The 19,008-nt window shown below is 37.4% G+C and carries 22 protein-coding genes; 19 read left to right on the forward strand and 3 right to left on the reverse strand.

Features of this window, described 5'->3' with window-relative positions:
- The first annotated feature begins 258 nt into the window (after positions 1-258).
- From AC3WTL_RS03000 to AC3WTL_RS03015, 4 genes are all read left to right on the forward strand, one after another.
- Complete coding sequence (locus AC3WTL_RS03000; RefSeq protein WP_035329703.1) at positions 259-465, forward strand: helix-turn-helix transcriptional regulator; 207 nt, start codon at positions 259-261, stop codon at positions 463-465.
- Entirely contained in the window at positions 462-896 is a 435-nt protein-coding gene (locus AC3WTL_RS03005) for a hypothetical protein (RefSeq protein WP_492368979.1), read from the forward strand. Before AC3WTL_RS03000 ends, AC3WTL_RS03005 begins: the two co-directional genes overlap by 4 nt.
- Positions 897-913: 17 nt before the next feature.
- Positions 914-1,456: a small multi-drug export protein gene (locus tag AC3WTL_RS03010; protein ID WP_250800571.1), complete on the forward strand. Its 543-nt coding sequence runs from the start codon at positions 914-916 to the stop codon at positions 1,454-1,456.
- Between the two features lie 338 nt (positions 1,457-1,794).
- On the forward strand, positions 1,795-2,643 hold the full coding sequence (locus tag AC3WTL_RS03015; protein ID WP_492368980.1) for a sialate O-acetylesterase: 849 nt from the start codon (positions 1,795-1,797) through the stop codon (positions 2,641-2,643).
- A gap of 423 nt (positions 2,644-3,066) precedes the next feature.
- Here the strand turns inward: AC3WTL_RS03015 and AC3WTL_RS03020 are convergent, their stop codons facing one another.
- Positions 3,067-3,582 carry a cupin domain-containing protein gene (locus tag AC3WTL_RS03020; protein WP_492368981.1) on the reverse strand — a complete coding sequence of 172 codons (516 nt, stop codon included), beginning with the start codon at positions 3,580-3,582 and terminating at the stop codon, positions 3,067-3,069.
- 911 nt (positions 3,583-4,493) lie between these two features.
- On the opposite strand from AC3WTL_RS03020, the gene AC3WTL_RS03025 reads away from it, so the two are divergent.
- The 3 genes from AC3WTL_RS03025 to AC3WTL_RS03035 all read left to right on the forward strand — a co-directional run bounded on the left by AC3WTL_RS03025 (position 4,494) and on the right by AC3WTL_RS03035 (position 5,761).
- Positions 4,494-4,916 carry a VOC family protein gene (locus tag AC3WTL_RS03025; protein WP_048008610.1) on the forward strand — a complete coding sequence of 141 codons (423 nt, stop codon included), beginning with the start codon at positions 4,494-4,496 and terminating at the stop codon, positions 4,914-4,916.
- A gap of 116 nt (positions 4,917-5,032) precedes the next feature.
- Positions 5,033-5,491, forward strand: a complete 459-nt coding sequence (locus tag AC3WTL_RS03030; RefSeq protein ID WP_394578598.1) for an SRPBCC family protein — start codon at positions 5,033-5,035, stop codon at positions 5,489-5,491.
- Between the two features lie 111 nt (positions 5,492-5,602).
- Positions 5,603-5,761, forward strand: a complete 159-nt coding sequence (locus AC3WTL_RS03035) for a hypothetical protein (RefSeq protein ID WP_394578597.1) — start codon at positions 5,603-5,605, stop codon at positions 5,759-5,761.
- Positions 5,762-5,818: 57 nt separating this feature from the next.
- Here the strand turns inward: AC3WTL_RS03035 and AC3WTL_RS03040 are convergent, their stop codons facing one another.
- Together AC3WTL_RS03040 and AC3WTL_RS03045 are read right to left on the reverse strand one after the other, a co-directional pair.
- Positions 5,819-6,922 carry a GerAB/ArcD/ProY family transporter gene (locus AC3WTL_RS03040; RefSeq protein WP_048008689.1) on the reverse strand — a complete coding sequence of 368 codons (1,104 nt, stop codon included), beginning with the start codon at positions 6,920-6,922 and terminating at the stop codon, positions 5,819-5,821.
- 928 nt (positions 6,923-7,850) lie between these two features.
- Positions 7,851-8,204, reverse strand: a complete 354-nt coding sequence (locus tag AC3WTL_RS03045) for a DoxX family protein (protein WP_492368982.1) — start codon at positions 8,202-8,204, stop codon at positions 7,851-7,853.
- A gap of 112 nt (positions 8,205-8,316) precedes the next feature.
- Between AC3WTL_RS03045 and AC3WTL_RS03050 the strand changes: the two genes are divergently transcribed.
- The 12 genes from AC3WTL_RS03050 (at position 8,317) to AC3WTL_RS03105 (ending at position 18,914) form a co-directional block, all read left to right on the forward strand.
- Positions 8,317-9,024, forward strand: a complete 708-nt coding sequence (locus AC3WTL_RS03050) for a Crp/Fnr family transcriptional regulator (RefSeq protein ID WP_492368983.1) — start codon at positions 8,317-8,319, stop codon at positions 9,022-9,024.
- Between the two features lie 169 nt (positions 9,025-9,193).
- Positions 9,194-9,430 (forward strand): DUF896 domain-containing protein, encoded by a 237-nt coding sequence (locus tag AC3WTL_RS03055; protein ID WP_492368984.1) that lies wholly within the window; start codon positions 9,194-9,196, stop codon positions 9,428-9,430.
- A gap of 188 nt (positions 9,431-9,618) precedes the next feature.
- Positions 9,619-10,017, forward strand: a complete 399-nt coding sequence (locus AC3WTL_RS03060; protein WP_492368985.1) for a DoxX family protein — start codon at positions 9,619-9,621, stop codon at positions 10,015-10,017.
- 148 nt (positions 10,018-10,165) lie between these two features.
- Entirely contained in the window at positions 10,166-11,104 is a 939-nt protein-coding gene (locus AC3WTL_RS03065; RefSeq protein ID WP_492368986.1) for a ring-cleaving dioxygenase, read from the forward strand.
- 23 nt (positions 11,105-11,127) lie between these two features.
- Entirely contained in the window at positions 11,128-11,736 is a 609-nt protein-coding gene (locus AC3WTL_RS03070) for a flavin reductase family protein (protein ID WP_492368987.1), read from the forward strand.
- A gap of 31 nt (positions 11,737-11,767) precedes the next feature.
- Positions 11,768-12,703 carry a ring-cleaving dioxygenase gene (locus AC3WTL_RS03075; protein WP_492368988.1) on the forward strand — a complete coding sequence of 312 codons (936 nt, stop codon included), beginning with the start codon at positions 11,768-11,770 and terminating at the stop codon, positions 12,701-12,703.
- A gap of 320 nt (positions 12,704-13,023) precedes the next feature.
- Positions 13,024-14,268: a helix-turn-helix domain-containing protein gene (locus tag AC3WTL_RS03080; RefSeq protein WP_248347710.1), complete on the forward strand. Its 1,245-nt coding sequence runs from the start codon at positions 13,024-13,026 to the stop codon at positions 14,266-14,268.
- Positions 14,269-14,656: 388 nt separating this feature from the next.
- The gene (locus AC3WTL_RS03085; RefSeq protein WP_492368989.1) at positions 14,657-15,853 is read left to right on the forward strand and encodes a styrene monooxygenase/indole monooxygenase family protein; all 1,197 of its coding nucleotides are present in this window, start codon (positions 14,657-14,659) and stop codon (positions 15,851-15,853) included.
- Between the two features lie 4 nt (positions 15,854-15,857).
- Positions 15,858-16,361 (forward strand): DinB family protein, encoded by a 504-nt coding sequence (locus AC3WTL_RS03090; RefSeq protein ID WP_492368990.1) that lies wholly within the window; start codon positions 15,858-15,860, stop codon positions 16,359-16,361.
- A 283-nt stretch (positions 16,362-16,644) separates the two neighbouring features.
- Positions 16,645-17,193, forward strand: a complete 549-nt coding sequence (locus AC3WTL_RS03095) for a GNAT family N-acetyltransferase (RefSeq protein ID WP_252218380.1) — start codon at positions 16,645-16,647, stop codon at positions 17,191-17,193.
- Complete coding sequence (locus AC3WTL_RS03100) at positions 17,193-17,699, forward strand: DinB family protein (protein ID WP_222500909.1); 507 nt, start codon at positions 17,193-17,195, stop codon at positions 17,697-17,699. The genes AC3WTL_RS03095 and AC3WTL_RS03100 overlap by 1 nt, the downstream gene beginning before the upstream one ends.
- A gap of 279 nt (positions 17,700-17,978) precedes the next feature.
- Positions 17,979-18,914 carry a transporter substrate-binding domain-containing protein gene (locus AC3WTL_RS03105; RefSeq protein ID WP_492368991.1) on the forward strand — a complete coding sequence of 312 codons (936 nt, stop codon included), beginning with the start codon at positions 17,979-17,981 and terminating at the stop codon, positions 18,912-18,914.
- The last annotated feature ends 94 nt before the right edge of the window (positions 18,915-19,008 follow it).

Here is a 19,008-nt window from a genome sequence, read left to right on the forward strand (position 1 = left end):
TCAGCTGTAAGGAGGCGAGATCATCGAATTAAAACCTTATATTCCACAGAAACTTTAATCACAATCATGGGCAAGAGGGCTTCCAATGCAAATTTGGAGGTTCTTTTTCTTTTCATAGATAAGTCCTTTTGGATAGCTATCATTATCTCAACTAAGTTAAGTGGTATGTAATCTTAACAAAATGGAAAATATCCTTGACCAAATGTTAAGCATTCTTTACAATAAAGAGGCAGGAAATGGTAATAGGGGATGTTAAATATGCTGAGAAATAAAGTGAAGGAATTAAGAGCGAGGCATAATTATACTCAATCTGATTTAGGTAAATTGGTTGGAGCTACCCGCCAAACCATTGGCATGATTGAAAAAGGTGACTATGCTCCGTCTGTACTGTTAGCATTGAAAATTGCTAAAGCATTACGTGTTGATTTAGAGGAACTGTTTTGGATAGAGGGGGAGGATGAGTGATTATGGAACGTTTTTTGCGTTCACCTTTTACAATGAGTGTGTTTCTGATTGGGCTTGCGGTCATTTATTCGATGAGCATCGTTTTGGAGCAGCGGAATAACATGACGACTATTATTTTTGTTGCATATGCTATTTTTGTCATCATCTATTTCGGAACAATGGTTTATTTTAACCGTAAATTTCCAGACCAAAAGATTCGTATTCTTACCTTCATCCCTTATGAGCTGAAAGAAGAAGATGAAGGGCATCAATATATTACGTATCGTGCTTGTCGAAAAGTGTATATTTATTATTATTTTGCGATTCCGGCATCTATTGTAGCGGTTGCACTGTTTAGAAAAGTCGAGTTGCTCCCTGTCATCGCTTTGACTGTACTTGGCATTGGGCAGTATTTCATTTTTTGGTCGGAAGTTAAAAAACTTTATGAATAAAGGGGAGGATGTAGGATATGTTTTTATCGTATATATTTGTATTTCTTCTGGCGGCAATTCCGTTATTTGAACTTGTTGCTGTGATTCCATTGGCTATCATCGGAGGTCTATCTCCAGTTCTGACAGCGATACTTGCTTTTTTGGGGAATGCTCTGACAGTGGTTCTGTTAATTGTTTTTGTAGATCAAGTGAAGAAATGGATGAGAAAGCGAAAACAAAAAAAACGTATGCAAGATATTATGCATGTGGAAGAAGTTGCGGCGACGCAAGCTGAAGCTGAAGGCATGGAAGAGTCGAAAAAAGGCAAACGGGCACGGACACTTTTTGATAAGTATGGCTTACCTGGCTTAGCGATTATTGGCCCTTTTTTCGTTGGATCTCATATATCTGCGTTTATGGGAATGAGCTTTGGTTCTACAAGAAAGAGGGTAACCGGCTGGATGTTGACCAGTTTATTCCTTTGGACAGTCATTATGGCTGTAGCTTCAAGTTATGGAATCACCTATTTTATGCCTCATGTTGAAGAAGATGGTTTTTTAGTCCGCCTATTCAGCAACTAACATTTCATTAGAGACTTTTAAGATCCTTCATACTCATTCAGTAAGCAGGCGCTTTTCCTGAGTAAGGAAGCGTCCTTTTTCTTTAGTAAGTGCTCTCTTGGTTCGGAGAATATGCTATATAATTCGGACAAATTCAGTTATTCTGCATGGTAAGGTGAGAAAAGAAGGGGAAGTATACTTTATACCCGTACCACTTCTATGGATGAATGATACGGTAAAGATACGGCAGATGTATTACGGAAGGCCCAAAAGGCGTATGAGTGTGATGCACATTGGCTTGTCTATTTATTATCAGGCCATTAAATTGAATTAAAACTCGACAGAAGGAAGGATACTCTATGAAATCTATACTGTTAATCGGACAATCCAACATGGCTGGCAGAGGATTTATGGACGATGTGTCTCCAATTTATAATGAGCACATAAATATGCTGCGAAACGGCAGATGGCAGATGATGGCGGAGCCAATTCATTTTGATCGCCACGTATCTGGTATTGGACCGGCAGCCTCTTTTGCTCAGGCTTGGACAGAGGACCATTCAGGCGAGGGGATTGGGCTCATTCCATGTGCCGAGGGAGGAAGCTCTATTGATGATTGGGCAATAGATGGAGTTTTAACCAGGCATGCGATTTCTGAAGCAAAATTTGCAATGGAAACAAGTGAATTAGCGGGGATCCTATGGCATCAGGGAGAAAGCGACAGTTACGGAGAACGATATAAAACATACGAAGCCAAACTGCTTTCCTTATTCGAACACTTGAGAGAAGAATTGAATGCACCGGATATCCCGATCATAATAGGTGAGCTGGGGCATTATCTTGGACAGGCGGGATTTGGGAAAAGTGCTTCAGAATATAAACAAATAAATGAGATATTATCTAAAGTGGCTCATTCCGAAAAGAATTGCTTTTTCGTAACATCAAAAGGCTTAACGGCAAATCCAGATGGCATACATACTGATGCTGTTTCCCAAAGAAAGTTTGGGTTAAGATACTATGATGCTTTTTCAAAACAAAAGCATGTTTTAGAAACTTTAGATATAGAAGATGGATGGATTGAAAAGGCAGCAAAACGTGAACTAACGAAAAATGAACGTATTTTTGTTGAAAGTACGAAGTTTGCCTTAGGAGGAATGAGTTTTGAGGAATTCTCTAGTGCTGTCTCCAATATTAATGACGGTAAGTAATCAACAAGCGTCGCATTTCATAAATAAGGAATGCTTCTGCTTTTATTTTATGTAAAAGGCTATAGTCGAAAGCCATAGCCTCTATTGAGATATATGATCAAGCGAAATTTTATGATTGGGCAATAGAGAAATGGAAGTATTATGAGGAAATTCTTGAAAAATGGCTCGGTCAAAAGAGCCATTTGCCATTCAAAAGTTTGAAGAGAAGCAAATTTTAAATTCCTATAAACCAAGAAGCAATGAAGGATTTGAATGTCCTTAGAAATGATTTGAACAAGGAGGACTAAATAGATCTGAATTTGAACACTAAAAATAAGGGAGTTACCTCTCTTTTTTATGTAAATAGGGTGGTTTTCGAGAATGGTTTGCTTGTCTTAATAAGGATGGGATGCATGGCTGATTAAGACAAGCATCAGTAAAACTCTATTCAGGAATCCTTTCATATGCTAATTTTAAAATAATTTCCTTATATTCAGGGTATTTGGATAAAAGGTCTGCTTGTGTGAACAGTTCAAAATCCTGAAAATCAAAGCCTGGAGAAACCATGCAGCCTACCAGTGAGAATGTATCTGCCTCCATAACAGATGAACCAAAGATTGAATTTTTCGGTACTAAAGCTTGAGGTACTTCTCCGTTATCAAGGTTTATTCCTAATTTAATTTCTCCATATTCACCATTTTCATTGATGATATGTATGGTTAATGGACTTCCAGCGTGAAAATACCATAATTCATCCGATTTCAATCGATGAAAGTGGGACACATCGTTGGACGTTAATAAGAAATAAATGCTTGTATAGAGCTTGCGTGTTCCCGCAAATTTCACAGACAATTCTTGATCAGAAGTACATTCCTCTGATTGAAACGTTCTTTTATAATATCCTCCTTCTGGATGAGGAGTTAATCCAAGCTTTGAAACCCAATAATGCTCATTCTTCATTTTAAATGCTCCAATCCCTGCATAAATAAATACCAAAAAAGTTCCTTAAGTTGGCTTAACCTATTTTTTTGTATCTGTAACTTATTTTTCCTTAGAAAAGTCATTATAATTTTTGAACTTTGAAGGCCACTTTTTCTTCTTTAAGTACTTTTCATTAAGTACTAAAATCTTCCCGCACTCAGCGGGTGTGTATTTTTTATACACTAGTTTATATTTTTCGAATGCCAAGTGCCCTAATATATAAATTGGTAAAATAATGAAAAAGAGGATTGTCAATTGCAGTAACCAGTTGATTTCATCTCCAATGATATAAATCGTAAATACAGCATGTGCTGCAAAAGAAACCATTAAGGTGAGAAGCACATTAGATAGATGAAAAGGGATCATTTTATTTTTTTCCGGAACATTCGCTCCAGTTCATTTTTGATAAAAAGTGTAGTAAATACAGATATCACAATGACAACAAGGGAAACAAAATATGTAAGAACAGTGTACATGTTTTCCGCCCACGCTCCTTCAATTACAATAGAAGAAAAAGCTGATCATCAATTATTCTTACTATTGTTATCATGGTCACAAACCGCTTTTTTGTGGTGGCCTCAATTTACACAGTTGTCTGAGATTAAAGTATTAAGACGCTTAGTGTCTAAATCTTTGTTTTGTTCAGAAAAAAATTTTATATTCATTGTAACACAAAAAATAATAAAGATTTTGGCTGAACTAGAAGAAGTAAAGCGTGTAGATTAATTCAGCTTCGCTTAGTAAATTTTTTGTTCGGCCTATTTGAAACAGCACTTGTGAATATACGGCACTGAATAATTAAAATTATCAGAATTTTTAATGTTATTAACGAGCTTGTTGGTTATAATAGTATTTGGAGTATATCCAACAAAATTAGAGGAGCTGAAATCATGCAATTTATTCCTTATTTACAGTTGAACGGAAATGCAAGAGAAGCAATTGGATTTTACGAAAAGGTATTTCATGCCGAAAATTTAGGAGTGATTACTTTTGGTGAAATGCCTGCCAGCCCGGATTTTCCTTTACCAGAGGATGCAAAAGACCTTGTTGCACACGGGACGATAAAGGTTGGTGAGTCAGCTATTATGTTTTCAGATACATTCCCAGGGCAGCCAGCTCAAGAGGGAAACCTTGTGACTATTTGTATTACCTTTGACCATGCAGATAAAGCCCGGCAAGTTTTTAATGCCTTACAGGATGGGGGGAAAGTTGAAATGCCGCTATCAGAAACAAGTTTTAGTCCTGCATACGGGGTCATTAAAGATAAATTCGATGTAACCTTTCAAATTTATACTGAAGGACATCAAGGTTAGTACATACGATATAGGAGAAAAAACGGCTTTGAGAAAAAATCAAAGCCGTTTTTTATGACTCGTTTATTGAATGGGTAAACTTTTAATAATTGAACAATTGGAAAGGAGTATACATAATGACGAACCTGAAAGAAGTATCTATTTCAAAAGTGGAAATGCTTATCAGAAAACCTGTTAAGGAGGTATTCGATGCTTTTATCGATCCTTCGATTACTACTAAAATCTGGTTCACCAAAAGCAGTGGAAGATTAGAAAAAGGAAAACGACTCCGCTGGGATTGGGAGATGTATGGAGTTTCTGCTGAACTTGACGTAATAGAATTGGAACAAAACAATCGAATTCTTATCAAATTTGACGATGAAACTACGGTAGAGTGGATTTTCACACCCCGGACAGAAGGAACTTTTGTCACCGTCATTAACGCAGGTTTTAAAGGAAGTCCAGATGAAATAATAAATCAAGTGAAAGATTCAACTGGCGGTTTTACGATTGTTCTGTGTGGTTTAAAAGCACTTCTTGAGCATAACATCATTTTGAATCTTGTTTCGGATAGATTTCCTGACGCGCAAGTATGAAGTTAAGAATATCTTTACCCTTAGAGCTTGACTTAACAGCATTGACAAGTTTTGAATGGGATACAGCAGCTCGAGGCATTTGGCCCTTATACAAAAATGAATTAACTAGGAATGAATAATGAGAAATTAAAGAATGTGGCACGTGCCCTGATTTCAGGGGAATGGACTCTGGATCCTCTTGTTATTCCGAAAAAACCAAATATATTTGCAGAAGTAAAGTACTTAAGCGAATACAAATATATTCAGCAATTTATTATGCTTGCCGGTTAAAGCCAAAGAAAATACATCCGGCAAGCAGCAGAACCCTCCCCATTAAGAGAAGCCTTATCATTTCTTTTTACCCTTCTTTTTTACCCTCTTGGCAATCATGACGGCGATAAAGAACAAGGGGATATAAATGAATGTAAAGACAAACCCTGCTTTCCCAAAATATTCATTAAACAGACTAATCCTTTCGCGCGAATTAATAAAGTTAATCAATATTAATAAAGGACCGACCACAAAAAACACACCGACTTTTTGTCTAATGTTAAAGATTCTCTTGATAAGTCTTGAAGAAATCCAAATGGCAATACACACATTCGGAAGCATAATTAAGTTCCAGTTTGCAATTCCAATATATTCGAAACGTTCCACAAATGGCATCTCAACAATTTTCCACATGGTTAAAGTGGGCCAAACCTGTTTAGCAAGCTGATCTTCCGAATAATATGCAAAGGTAATGACTGCTAAAATCGTATAGATCAGGGTAGTGGTAAAAACTGCAAGGTGGGCCCACTTTTTGGATTTCTTTGGTTCTTTTATAAAAGGATAAACGAACAAAATAATCTCAAAACCGATGAAGGTAAGCGACATATTGTAGGAACTGATGAGAAGTTCCTTAACGGAATGATCCCAAATTGGGAGGAGATTATAAAAATTTGAGAATTTAATGGCCCAGCCAAATGTGAGAAGGAGATAAGCCGGCAATACAAGACCAAAAAAGGCTATACCGACTACGGTTCTTAACCCTCCAAAAATGATATAAGTACAAAGTATCATGAAACCAAAGGAGAACCAGAAAGTGCTAAGATCCGGAAACATCCACACTTGAATGATTTCGATAAATGTTCGTGCGATAGCTAAGACATACAAAAAAAAGTAACCTATAAAAATGGAACTGATAGCTTTGCCGATCAAATTGCCTAGAAGGTACTTATGGGCTGTCACAAAATCTCCATCAACCGTTTCGGCAATTTTATAGATCATCCAAAGGATGACATGTATGCATCCCCCGGCAAACAGGATGGAAATCCAGGCATCATAGCCAGCATCCTTTGCGATGTCTCTCTGATAGCCAAGAACCCCAATGCCAATTTGCATAGACATAATTAAATAAAACACTAAAAATGGGGATATCTTCAATCTGTCTGGTATTGGCTGTTCCTTTATCTGGTTCACCTCCGTTTCATAATTTGGTATCTGGCTGTGGTAAAACTGCGTTCTCACTCCGGCGTTATTCATCAACTTTTTATCTTGTGTTCTTTTTTGCTAAAGGGGATAGGATGTCTATTAAAGTAAGACCAAAGCGTATATTTGTTTTTTGACTATATTAAAAATTTATTGGAATAAAAAAGGGTTTTTCCCATACCTCATGCTGGACTTCATCCTTAATCCTGTTTAGTCATAAGTAAATCACCATTATTTTCTGCATTACTCTTAATATTACCGGTGTTGGAAAACTTATGAATGGAAGGCCATAAAAAAGTGTGGCGGTAAGTGGAAATATAGTGGAGATATATGCCTGGCACTTACACAAATGATATAAAATATTGGAACTGTGCCAACGCCCAGCTGCATTTGGATTATAATGATAGGCTGGTTAGTGCACAAAGGAAACTGTATCCTCCCCTCTGAATGTCGAAAATTAGTGAGTAAGATCATTGCTGGAATCAATATACAAAGATCCTTCTTTCTGTAATTCAGCGTAAAAAACATCATATATACCTGGTTTCACAGCACCTTTCAAATGATAATTACAGTGTTCAGATATTGCAGCTAAAGCTTGAGTTGAACCGCAAAAATATAACCGCCACTAAAAAGTAGTCCAAGACACAGTTAGCTTTCTGGCGGAAGTTATATGCTTCAGCTTGGAGGATTATACAGGTACATTAAGATCATTCCCATAACTTCCTATTAAAGAATTATGACCCCCGTCTTGAATTTAGATGGGGGCAGGGTGTTTGGAATATTTTAAGAATGGATCATTAATTTAGGTGTTCTCTTTGGGATAGCAGACTTTCCGGAATAGTAACGATATGGCTAAGTTCACGAGTCTTCAAACTGAATGCCGGACAATATTAACTTGAGCTATTCTTGACTACTTACTGAATTGAAAAAAGGTGATTACAATAGCTAAAATCAGCATTGTTAAGGCATTTAATCCCATAATCGGTCTATGTCTGGCTCTTAAGAAGTGAGCGTGCAGGGCACCTAGCATAAGAATAGTAATGAGGGATCCTGAAAGCAAGATAAATTTAGGAAGCCAAAATCCGATGATCAATCCGCCTACGCTCAATATTTCCAGGAAAGCAATTAATTGCATGAACCATAGGGGGTAGCGATATTCTCCCCAGTGCTTAACCATTGACTTGGTACGTGCTAATTTCATCGAAATGGATATGGCGAAAATAAAAATTAAAATTATTTGAATGATCATAGTTACTACATCCACAAAGTTTCCTCCTTTTGTATAATAGACGTAGCTGCTATATATACATTCTAGGCTTGTTAGGTTAGTGAGTATGTAGTCTGGACTACATTCGGCAGAATTGGGGGAGGGCTATTTGGAAAAAATGAAGTATTTATCGAGAATACAGATTTTTGAGGATCTGGAATTGGAGAAATTAAAGAAATATGAACCGGTCACACCTATGAAAGTTGTGGAGAAAGGTACCGTTATTAGTTCTCCACATATGGATCAAAAGTTATTGTATTTAATCAAATCGGGTAAGGTTCGTTTGTATAGAATAACTGAGAGCGGGAAAGAGCTTACAGTTGATATTTTAGAAACGGGGCATGTGTTTGGAGAAATTGGTACTTTTACAACAGGTTCTGAAAATTTATATGCTGAGGCATGGGAGGATTCTGTTATTTGCAGAATTGATAGAGTGCAGTTTGAAAAAATAATACGTGAAAATCCAAGTATTTCTTTAAAGCTTCTTGAAATAATCTCCAGCCGCCTTAAGGAAGTCGAAGAGTTACTGGAGTATATGGCATATAGCAGTACAAGGAAACGGCTTTTATTCCTCTTAAATAAACTTACAGAGAAGTTTGGGGATAAATTGCCAAGCAGCAGTGCGGAAGAATGGGTTGCACTTGATATTTACATAACTCATCAAGAATTAGCATCGATGATGGGCAGTATCCGTGAAACAGTGACAGCACTTTTAAATGAATTTAATGCAGAAGGAATAGTGCGCAAATCAGGAAGGCGGGGAACCATGGAAGTTCATAGTGTGCGCTTAAAATGTGCATTAAATGAGGACGGATAAAAATCAGCACTTATTGAAGAGTGCATTAGATCAAATTAAAAAAATGATATATTTCCATCTTTATAATCAAGAGAATAGTGTTGACATTTTTAGTAAAATAAATTATCTTTAATTCAAGATATTTTATTTCGAGATATATTTCGATTTATACTTGAAAGGAGTAAGTCTTATGCATGAGATTCTAAAAAGAATAAATGAACTCGCAGTAAAAAGAATGAAGGAAGGCTTAACACAAATTGAAAATGCAGAAATAATCATTTTGCGCTGTCAATATATCCAAGAATTTCGCGGCTCAATGGAAGAGCTGCTATTAAACACAACCATCGTTGATCCTATAGGAGATGATGTAACTCCTGAAAAATTAAAGAGAGCCCAGGCAAGACATAAAGTTAAGCCAATATGGTAAATCTTATATTATCCAGAAAGCGCGCAGCAGTTACAAAGGGAACCACAAAAAACATTAATTTTAGGTAAGATTATTAAATGCAGAGGAACTGAGGCATTAGTTCAATTTCTCGAAATGATAAGAAAAAGCAAAAAAATTTTAAAATATTATCTCGAATTCGAGATAATAAAAATTAGGAGGAAATAAAAATGATGGACTTAGGATTATTAATTATTAGGCTGGTAATTGGCATATTATTCATTGGTCACGGAGCTCAAAAATTGTTTGGGTGGTTTGGGGGTCATGGATTAAAAGGAACCGGAGGCTGGTTTGATTCCATTGGGATGAAGCCGGGAGTAATGATGGCTCTTTTTGCTGGATTAGCAGAACTTATAGGGGGAATCTTGTTTGCATTAGGATTTTTAACTCCTCTCGCAGCACTAATGATTGCAGGAACTATGATCATGGCTATCGTTAAGGTGCATGGTCCAAATGGGTTATGGGCAACATCTAATGGATATGAATATAACTTAACGTTACTCTCTGTTGCCATTGGTATCGCATTAATTGGCCCTGGCCGATATGCATTGGATTTCTTTTTATTCTAAACTATCCCGAATTAGAAATACTCAAATAAAGCTTTCGGAAATTTTTGTTCCATTCCAGCTTGTCTATAAATTGATTAACTGAATTGATAGCAGGGCATGGCCTAGTCACAGAATATATTTAATCAAAGTTTAAAGGAGTGTTGAAGATATGGGTAAAAAAACAATGGGGATTCATCATATAACTGCAATTGTTGGCCAACCTCAGGAGAATGTAGATTTCTATGCTGGAGTTTTAGGATTGCGTTTAGTCAAGCAAACGGTCAATTTTGATGATCCAGGCACTTATCACCTTTACTTTGGAAATGAGGGCGGCAAGCCAGGAACAATCATTACTTTCTTTCCTTGGGCAGGTGCCAGTCAAGGGGTTATTGGCGATGGCCAGGTAGGAGTCACTTCGTATGTCGTTCCTTTAGGTGCCATGAAGTTTTGGGAAGAAAGGCTTGAAAAATTTAAAGTGCCTTATACAAAAATGGAACGGTTCGGAGAGCAATATTTGGAATTTGATGATCCTCATGGACTTCATTTGGAGATAGTTGAAAGAGAAGAAGGAGAAGTAAATTCCTGGACTTACGGGGAGGTTACCCCTGAAGCAGCTATAAAAGGCTTCGGTGGAGCAACTCTCTTATCAACTCAGCCGGCGAAGACGGCTGATCTGCTGGAAAACATTATGGGACTTGAAGTGGTTGGTCAGGAAGGAGATTTTATCCGATATCGTTCTTCTGCTGATATTGGAAACATCATCGATCTTAAATTAACTCCAATTGGACGGGGGCGAATGGGTGTGGGAACCGTCCATCATATTGCCTGGAGGGCTATTGACGATCAGGATCAATTAGATTGGCAAAAATATGTTGCCGAAAATGGATATGGGGTTACACCAGTTCGGGATCGAAACTACTTTAAAGCGATCTATTTTAGGGAGCATGGGGAAATTTTATTTGAGATTGCTACAGATCCTCCGGGGTTTGCTCATGATGAATCCCAGGAAACAATGGGCGGGAAATTAATGCTGCCTGAACAATATGAGCCGCAAAGGGATAAGATAGAAAGTGTTCTGCTTCCGTTTACACTAAGAGAATTGGATTAAATTTTATAGAGGTGATGCCCGCTATGCTTTCAATTGACCCAGCTGACAATAGTGAAAGAGAAAATTACAAACTTTTAATAGGAAGCATCATACCAAGGCCCATTGCTTTTGTAACCACGATCTCAAATAAAGGTGTATTGAATGGGGCGCCATTCAGTTATTTCAATATCGTAACATCAAATCCCCCAATGATTTCCTTGGCGATTCAAAGAATTGAAGGAACACAGAAGGATACGGCCAGAAATATTATCAGCACAAAGGAATTTGTTGTTCATATTGTCGACGAGGACAATGTAGAAAAAATAAATAAGACAGCAGCAGCTCTGCCTCCTGATAAAAGTGAAATAGAATTAGCACAATTAACTTCAGCTGAAAGTACGAAAATTTCAGTGCCTGGAGTGATGGAAGCGAAAATCCGTATGGAGTGTATCCTGGAACAATCGCTTTCATTAGGAGGGACGGATACTCCTGGCTGTGATCTTATCATTGGAAAAGTTGTTCAATTTCATATTGATGAAAACATCTATGAAAAAGGAAGAGTTGATCCAAGGGGGCTTGCTGCAGTGAGCCGTTTAGCTGACATTAATTATGCAAAGATTGGCGAACTGTTTTCAATCGAAAGACCCAAGTAGAAATTAAGTCACTTTTAAAGAAGTGGAGGGAATGATTTTGCAAATCACTTCAGGTATCCATCATATTACGGCTATGGTTAACGATGCCCAGCGAAATATCGACTTTTATGCAGGGGTACTGGGACTAAGGCTTGTAAAGAAAACGATTAATTTTGACCGGCCGGAAGTTTATCATCTGTATTTCGGAAATGAAAATGGTGATCCTGGAACGGTTATAACTTTCTTTCCTTGGGAGAAGCAGCTCAAAGGGCGGATTGGAACCGGCCAGGTCGGGGTGACCAGTTATGTGATCCCTGAACACTCAATTGAATTTTGGAAAAAACGGCTGAGTAAATTTGGCGTTAAGTTTATACAAACGGTTCGCTACGGTGAAAACTACCTGCAATTCCAGGATCCGGACGGCCTTGAAATCGAACTGGTAGAGCGGTCTGAGGGGCCTTTGAATACATGGGCTTTGAAAGACGTTCATCCAGAGGCTGCCATTAAAGGATTTGGGGGAGCAACCCTGATTTCTGCAAAGCCAAATAAAACGGCTGAAGTACTTGAAGATGTATTAGGGCTTGAATGCCTAGGTCAGGAAGAGGGATTCTTAAGATTTAAATCAGAAGCCGAACTTGGAAATACAATCGATATAAAACTTACCCCTTCTGTACGAGGGCTGATGGGGGCAGGTACAGTTCATCATATTGCCTGGAGAGCAAAGGATGAAGAGGATCATATGAGGTGGAGAAACCTTCTTCAGGAGAAGGGCTATTATCCAACCGAAATTCTCGACCGCAATTACTTCAAAGCACTTTACTTTCATGAAGAAGGAGGCATTTTGTTCGAGATCGCGACAGACCCTCCAGGATTTACGGTTGACGAACCACTAAAGGAACTTGGCAGCAGGCTTATGCTGCCTTCCTGGCTGGAATCGAAGAGGGAGGAATTGGAAGAGGCCTTACCTGCTTTAGAGGTCCCTGTATAAAAGGATGAAAATATTTCAAAAAGGAAATGCCTATCAGTAAAAAAAGCTAATCCGCGTTATTCGATTAGCTTTTTTAGTGTATTATTGGCAGCTCTTTTTTTCTTGGAATTACCAGCTAATAGTTTATCAATCTATTTCAATAACAACTTTTAAGCTAGATCCTGGAAAGTCGTTCTGTTTTTTAAAAAGTGAAAATATCCAGTGTAAGAGCTTATTTACACAAGCAATAATGCCCGTGCCAATAAGCTTTTACACTATCATTTTATAAACTATTCCATCCTTTATGTTCGTTATTTATACTATCAGTAGGAGGGAGAAAAATGATCGAAGGGAAAATTCTAAAATACTACAGAGAAAAACAAGGATACACACAGGATCAGCTTTCAAGAGGGGTTTGTTCTGTCACTCATTTAAGTAAAATTGAGCGAGGCATAACAGAATATTCTGGGGAAATTATTACACTTCTTTCTAAAAAATTGAAGATAAATTTTCAAGACGAAGTAAGGAGTTTCAATAGGTTTAAAGAAACATTAGAAGAATGGAAAAATGCTATTGTTATGTTAGATACCGAAAACATGAAAGTAAAAAAAGCAGAACTTGACGCTAATCTATTAAAGGATTTCCCCGATTTTCAAGTACACTACTCACTGCTTCTAGCCCGTCATTATCTCATTCTTTATGAAAATGAAAAATGTCATAAAGTGATGCAAAAGATCAAGAAACTGGACATCAGCCTTTCACCTTATGAGAGCAATCTATATAAACATGTTCAGGGAATCTGTTATTTTAGTATCGGAAACTACAAGGATTCAATTGAAGTCCTAAAGAAAATTGATTCCAGTTATTCGAGCGAAGAATATTACTACCACCTGGCTATTTCCTATCATGCAGTTCATGACAACACTTTAGCTTACTATTATGCTCAAAAAGCTTTGCGCTATTTTCAAGAAACATTAAATTTCACACGCATACTCGATACTGAGTCGCTTATTATCCTTCAATTAAACGCCAAATCGCAATTTAGCCTAAAAGAGACCCGCAGCTATTATGATAAATTAATCCAATCTGCAAAAAAGATTCAATCTGCAGATAGATTAACTAAACTCTATTTTAATCTTGGACAAGAGCTGTTTAGAAGAAAACATTTCCGAGAGGCGAAAGAGTATTTTGATAAAGGGTTGACCTTACTGAAAGAAGAAGATTTCTTATATCTAACCATGTTAGATTTATACATAGACATTTGTTATAAGGGAAACTTGAAATCGAAAGAAGACCTATTATCCGATGCAAAAAAAGGTTTGCACCTAGCCCAAAAACGAAACGACCAAAGTTATTTATTTTTTCATCTGCATGTTTTATTACTGAACGGGGAGGAAGATTCCTATTATGACTATGTTGAAAATAAGGTGCTTCCATATTTCATTCAGTCCGGAAACGAGGATCTAATCCAGCACTTTGAAGTTAAGCTTTTTCGGTATTATATCAAATCAGAGCAAAACGAAAAGGCATGGGCTCTCGCTAAAAAGAAAATGCTTGCTGAGATGAGCTATTATGAAATGGATTAGTGTCGTGTACTTTTAAATGGAATAAGGACTAATGCCCTCCTCACAAATTTGACGGGTGCTCTTCTTTTCCTCTTTTCTAATTTGATGAAAGAAACAGGCACTTTCCTTGATCAGGAAGTGCTCTTTTTTAATTTTTAGGTCAGCATTATTTTAATGAGTTATTCCACAATCTGGGGCCTATCAGGAGCAAGTAATATGCTCTTTCCTTGTGAATAGGACCTGATTGTGGAAAAGGGATCGTTTGACTTGCTTAGACAATTATAATATGGAAAATAAATAAATCGTCGTATTTACATCACCATGTGTATTCTTTAGACTAAAAAGGCAGAAAATTACCAATGTTATTATAATATCTTCGCGGCTACCAGATAACAAAGGGGAGATAACCTTGAAGAAGAAAATTTGTATTATAGGCAGCGGCACAGCAGGTTTACAGCTGGCTTTTTCTCTGAAAGAAGAATTTGATGTGACTGTTATTCACTCAAATTCATCGGATAAGATCCGAAATGGACGAATTATGTCTACCCAGGTACATTTTGGCTCGACGAGAACCCGAGAAAATCGCTTTAAAATGCCAAAATGGGAGGATAGAACCCTTCTTAAAAGTATTCACATGACGATCGGTAATCAAAAACTATTTGTTGGCAAGCTGAAAGAACCAGCATTATCCGTTGACCAGCGTTTCTACTTTTCACACTGTTTGAAGGATCTTGAAAACCAGGGTGTCTCTTTTCGACTTTTAAGAGTAAATAAAGATCAGATAGAAAGTTTGGCAGATGAGTTTGATTTAACGATTGATTGTTCTGGAAAATCGGGCCCTCTCTTTCCATTTCCTATTGAAAAGCAGCTTTCTCCTATCCAAGTGCCTCAACGAAAATGTATCGTTGGTTATTTTTTGGGGGTAAAGCCAAATGATCCTCCAGGTATAAGCGTAACCGTTCTGCCTGAGATAGGTGAAATGTTTGAAATTCCTGCAATGACAGAACAAGGGCCAGTTACCATATTGTTCATTATGGCAGTTCCAGGCGGAGAGTTAGATGTATTTAAAGAAATAAAGGACGTAAAAGAATTTACAAATCAAATGAAAAATATTACACAAAAATATTTCCAAGACATCCACGAACGTATCCAGCAAGATATCTTTGCTCTTTCCGATGATAAAGCCTTCCTTAATGTTGCCATTAAACCTGTAATTAGAAAACCTTACGTAATCTTTAAAAATAAAATAGTAATTGGTTGTGGAGATAGTGTTTTTCTTAATGACCCAATTACTGGTCAGGGATGTAATCTTTCTTCTTTTTGTGCTGAACAGTTGTACGAAACGTTGATTCAATATAAAAATTCAATCTGGGACATCCGAATTGGTGAGACATATTGGGATCGAACAAAAACTGTTGTAAAAGAAGTAACAGAATGGACAAATGCCATGACTCAGGCATTGCCTCAGCATGTTGTTCAAATCCTGTTAGCGGGCGCAGAAAATCAAAAGATTGCAGATGAAGTTGCAGAATGGTTTGCGAATCCCCGAAAAGCTTATGAAGCTTTTTTTCAAAACATTAATGGCAGCACAGTGGTAAAGGAGTGATTATATGAGTAATTTAAAACTAATTGAAACATACAAACACGATTTGCAAAACTATTCACTTGAGCAACTAAGATATATAACAGCTGAAGGGGTTTGGTCCATTGGACAAATGTACGACCATGTGATAATTGTTGCTATGGAGTATCTGGATAATGTGGAAACATGTGCGGCATCAAAGGAAGAGCAAACGCTCGGGAAAACGGAGTTTGGTGAGCATTTATATAGAATTGGAGATTTCCCGCCAATAAAAATTAAATTACCGGACGAACTAAATACCCCGCCAAGCAATTCAGATAGTAAAGAAGACCTTGCGAATAGGCTAGATCTGGTAAAGCAGAGGCTGAGACAATGGGAATCTAAAGTAGATACTTTAAATCTCAATTACAAAATTAAACATGAAGGTTTTGGCTGGCTGAACGCGAGAGAGTGGTTCGATCTTGTCGGTATGCATTTTCGCCATCACTTGCGTCAGAAGTGTGAACTGGAACAAAAGTTTTTTAATGCATAATTCAACCAATTTAATAAACTAGAACAATTAAAAGAAGGTGATCTTCAATAATTGGGGGCGTTTATTTAGGATCGTGTCCCTTTTCGTATATTAGGCTAACAATAATATTGGGGTCTTCTTCAAATCATAATATCCTTCATACGATTCATTTTCCATTTATCATCACAAAGAAGTAATTTAAAGGAACAGAGATATTTGATATAGATAATGATATCATTTTTCTTATTTATAAAGTTTCTTTCAATGGGAGTACATGCGGAGTTTAAACTTTCGGAGGAGTATAATGATATATTTAGAAACATCGAGATTGCAATTACGCGACTGGGAGGAAGAAGACATAGAGCCATTTAGTCGACTAAATGCAGATGAACAGGTTATGAAGTATTTTCCTAAAACCTTATCAACCGAAGAAACAAATGTGTTCTATAAATCAATTGTATCTGAATTTAAAGAATGCGGATTTGGATTATATGCCGTGGAAGTAAAGGAAAATAAAGAGTTTATAGGATTTATAGGATTTCATAGAGCAACATTTAAAGCTGATTTTACACCGTGTATAGAAATTGGCTGGCGACTGAAAAAAGAGGCTTGGGGAAAAGGATACGCATCTGAGGGGGCGTCAGCCTGTTTACAATATGGATTTAACGAATTGGGTTTTAGAGATGTTTTTAGTTTTACTGCCGATGTTAATAAGCCTTCGAAAAACGTAATGATAAAAATCGGAATGAATTTTATTAAAACATTCAATCATCCGAAAGTTAAGAAAGATAGTCCTTTAAATAAACATGTTCTATTTCATATAAATCAAAAAGAAGAGGGTGGAGTGAGCTAATGGAAAATAATCGCGCAAAGAAAATGTACGATTACCACGTTTGGGCTAACCAAAAATTGATCCAGCACTTGAAGCAGCTGCCTGGTAGGATTTATAACGAGACAGTTAATAGTGTTTTTTCATCGATATCAGAGGTGCTGATTCACCTGTATGCAACAGACATTACTTGGTTGGAGACGATGAAAGGAAGCAGCTTCCACGATACTGTTAGGGAAGTTGAGCGTCGAAAGACAGAAGCATCAAGAGCGTCTATAGATGAACTTAAAGTGTTCTATGATTCGCTTTCAAATGAATTTTACCACTTTTTTGCAGATAATCAGGATCCAGAACGTATCATCATTACAGAGCACCCGAAATATGGTCGCTGTGAGTTCATACTTTCCGATCTCATTCACCATGTAGTGAATCATGGAACCTACCATCGCGGAAATGTGACAGCGATGCTGCATCAGCAAGGTGAACGAGGCGTACCTACAGATTATGTATATTTTCTTTTTGAATGTTAGCTTTTTATGATTATGCCAGAAAAGGAGTGCAATTCTGCAGCAAAAGAATTGTGCTCTTTTTTTATGTTAAGAGCCAGCAATCCTGTTTAATATTATAATTTGCATAAGCATGATACCCACAAGAAAGGAACAATGACTTCAACGGTTTGTGTTTAAGAAATATAGGGGCTATTTTCCTCGTATAAACGAACTGTTTTAGAGAAAATTCAGAAAATAAATTTACTTTATGTACCTTCCTAAAGATAATAGACATAACCAATTGAATAGGAGGGAAACATTTTGCCAAAAAAAGTACTCATCGTGTTCGCTCTTTTTGCATTATTGATTACCGGAGGGACAAGCCTGTCGCTTGCCGACAGCCAAACCGAGCAGCTTGAGTTAAACGGAAAGACGTTAAGCACGGTTACTGTAAATGGAAAGCCTTATGTATCAGTGAATCAGGTGGCCCAGGCTGCAGGAGGGGATGTACATAAAAATACCAATACATTCGTCATTGGCTCAAGGCTCGACTATATTTTAAAGAAAGGTGTGATTCGGGTAGGTACAACTGGTGACTATAAGCCATTTACGTACTTTAATCCGAAAACAAAAGAGTATGAAGGCTATGATATCGAAGCGGCTAAATTAATGGCAGCAGACCTTGGGGTGAAGATCACTTTTGTTAAAACTTCCTGGCCAACCTTAATGGAGGACCTCCATAAAAATAAGTTTGATATAGCGGTTGGCGGGATCAGCCGCAATACCGATCGGCAAAAAACAGCACACTTAACGCATCCTTATATTAATGACGGAAAGGCTCCTTTAATCCGGCAGGAAGATAAGGAGAAATATACAAGCTTGGAAGCGATTGACAAGCCAGATGTCACCATCGGTGTAAACCCAGGGGGAACCAACCAAAAATTCGTGGATGCCAACATTACACAGGCGAAGGTTGTGGTAATCGAAAACAATCTGGATATTCCGAACATGGTTGCTGAGGGAAAAGTAGACGTGATGATTACCGACAGCATTGAGGCCATCTACTATGCAAGCCAGGATTCCAGGCTGTATGCGGCTCTGACGGACAATACGTTCACGAAGAGCCAGAAAGGCTACCTTCTGCATCGCGGGGATACGGTATTCCAGAACTGGGTCAATCTATGGATGGAGGAGATGGAGCTCAATGGAGAATTTGACCGATTAAAAGAAAAATGGATTTACAATAAGGGAGAATAATAGAAAAGATAGGCAAGGCTTCTATTTCCTATGCCAACCTCTTTTTAGATTCAGCCGTGTAAATTCTATTAGAAAAAGAGATGACAGAAAAAAA

Source organism: Cytobacillus sp. EB106-05-05-XG126 (genome assembly GCF_058791715.1).

Excerpts from the sequence above, each read along its gene's own strand:
- AC3WTL_RS03060 (WP_492368985.1), top strand. The coding sequence starts at position 9,619 with ATGATGGACTTAGGATTATTAATTATTAGGCTGGTAATTGGCATATTA.
- AC3WTL_RS03100 (WP_222500909.1), top strand. The coding sequence starts at position 17,193 with ATGGAAAATAATCGCGCAAAGAAAATGTACGATTACCACGTTTGGGCT.
- AC3WTL_RS03080 (WP_248347710.1), top strand. The coding sequence starts at position 13,024 with ATGATCGAAGGGAAAATTCTAAAATACTACAGAGAAAAACAAGGATAC.
- AC3WTL_RS03095 (WP_252218380.1), top strand. The coding sequence starts at position 16,645 with ATGATATATTTAGAAACATCGAGATTGCAATTACGCGACTGGGAGGAA.
- AC3WTL_RS03000 (WP_035329703.1), top strand. The coding sequence starts at position 259 with ATGCTGAGAAATAAAGTGAAGGAATTAAGAGCGAGGCATAATTATACT.
- AC3WTL_RS03070 (WP_492368987.1), top strand. The coding sequence starts at position 11,128 with ATGCTTTCAATTGACCCAGCTGACAATAGTGAAAGAGAAAATTACAAA.
- AC3WTL_RS03075 (WP_492368988.1), top strand. The coding sequence starts at position 11,768 with ATGATTTTGCAAATCACTTCAGGTATCCATCATATTACGGCTATGGTT.
- AC3WTL_RS03035 (WP_394578597.1), top strand. The coding sequence starts at position 5,603 with ATGAATAATGAGAAATTAAAGAATGTGGCACGTGCCCTGATTTCAGGG.
- AC3WTL_RS03055 (WP_492368984.1), top strand. The coding sequence starts at position 9,194 with ATGCATGAGATTCTAAAAAGAATAAATGAACTCGCAGTAAAAAGAATG.
- AC3WTL_RS03030 (WP_394578598.1), top strand. The coding sequence starts at position 5,033 with ATGACGAACCTGAAAGAAGTATCTATTTCAAAAGTGGAAATGCTTATC.
- AC3WTL_RS03090 (WP_492368990.1), top strand. The coding sequence starts at position 15,858 with ATGAGTAATTTAAAACTAATTGAAACATACAAACACGATTTGCAAAAC.
- AC3WTL_RS03020 (WP_492368981.1), bottom strand. The coding sequence starts at position 3,582 with ATGAAGAATGAGCATTATTGGGTTTCAAAGCTTGGATTAACTCCTCAT.
- AC3WTL_RS03025 (WP_048008610.1), top strand. The coding sequence starts at position 4,494 with ATGCAATTTATTCCTTATTTACAGTTGAACGGAAATGCAAGAGAAGCA.
- AC3WTL_RS03010 (WP_250800571.1), top strand. The coding sequence starts at position 914 with ATGTTTTTATCGTATATATTTGTATTTCTTCTGGCGGCAATTCCGTTA.
- AC3WTL_RS03015 (WP_492368980.1), top strand. The coding sequence starts at position 1,795 with ATGAAATCTATACTGTTAATCGGACAATCCAACATGGCTGGCAGAGGA.
- AC3WTL_RS03065 (WP_492368986.1), top strand. The coding sequence starts at position 10,166 with ATGGGTAAAAAAACAATGGGGATTCATCATATAACTGCAATTGTTGGC.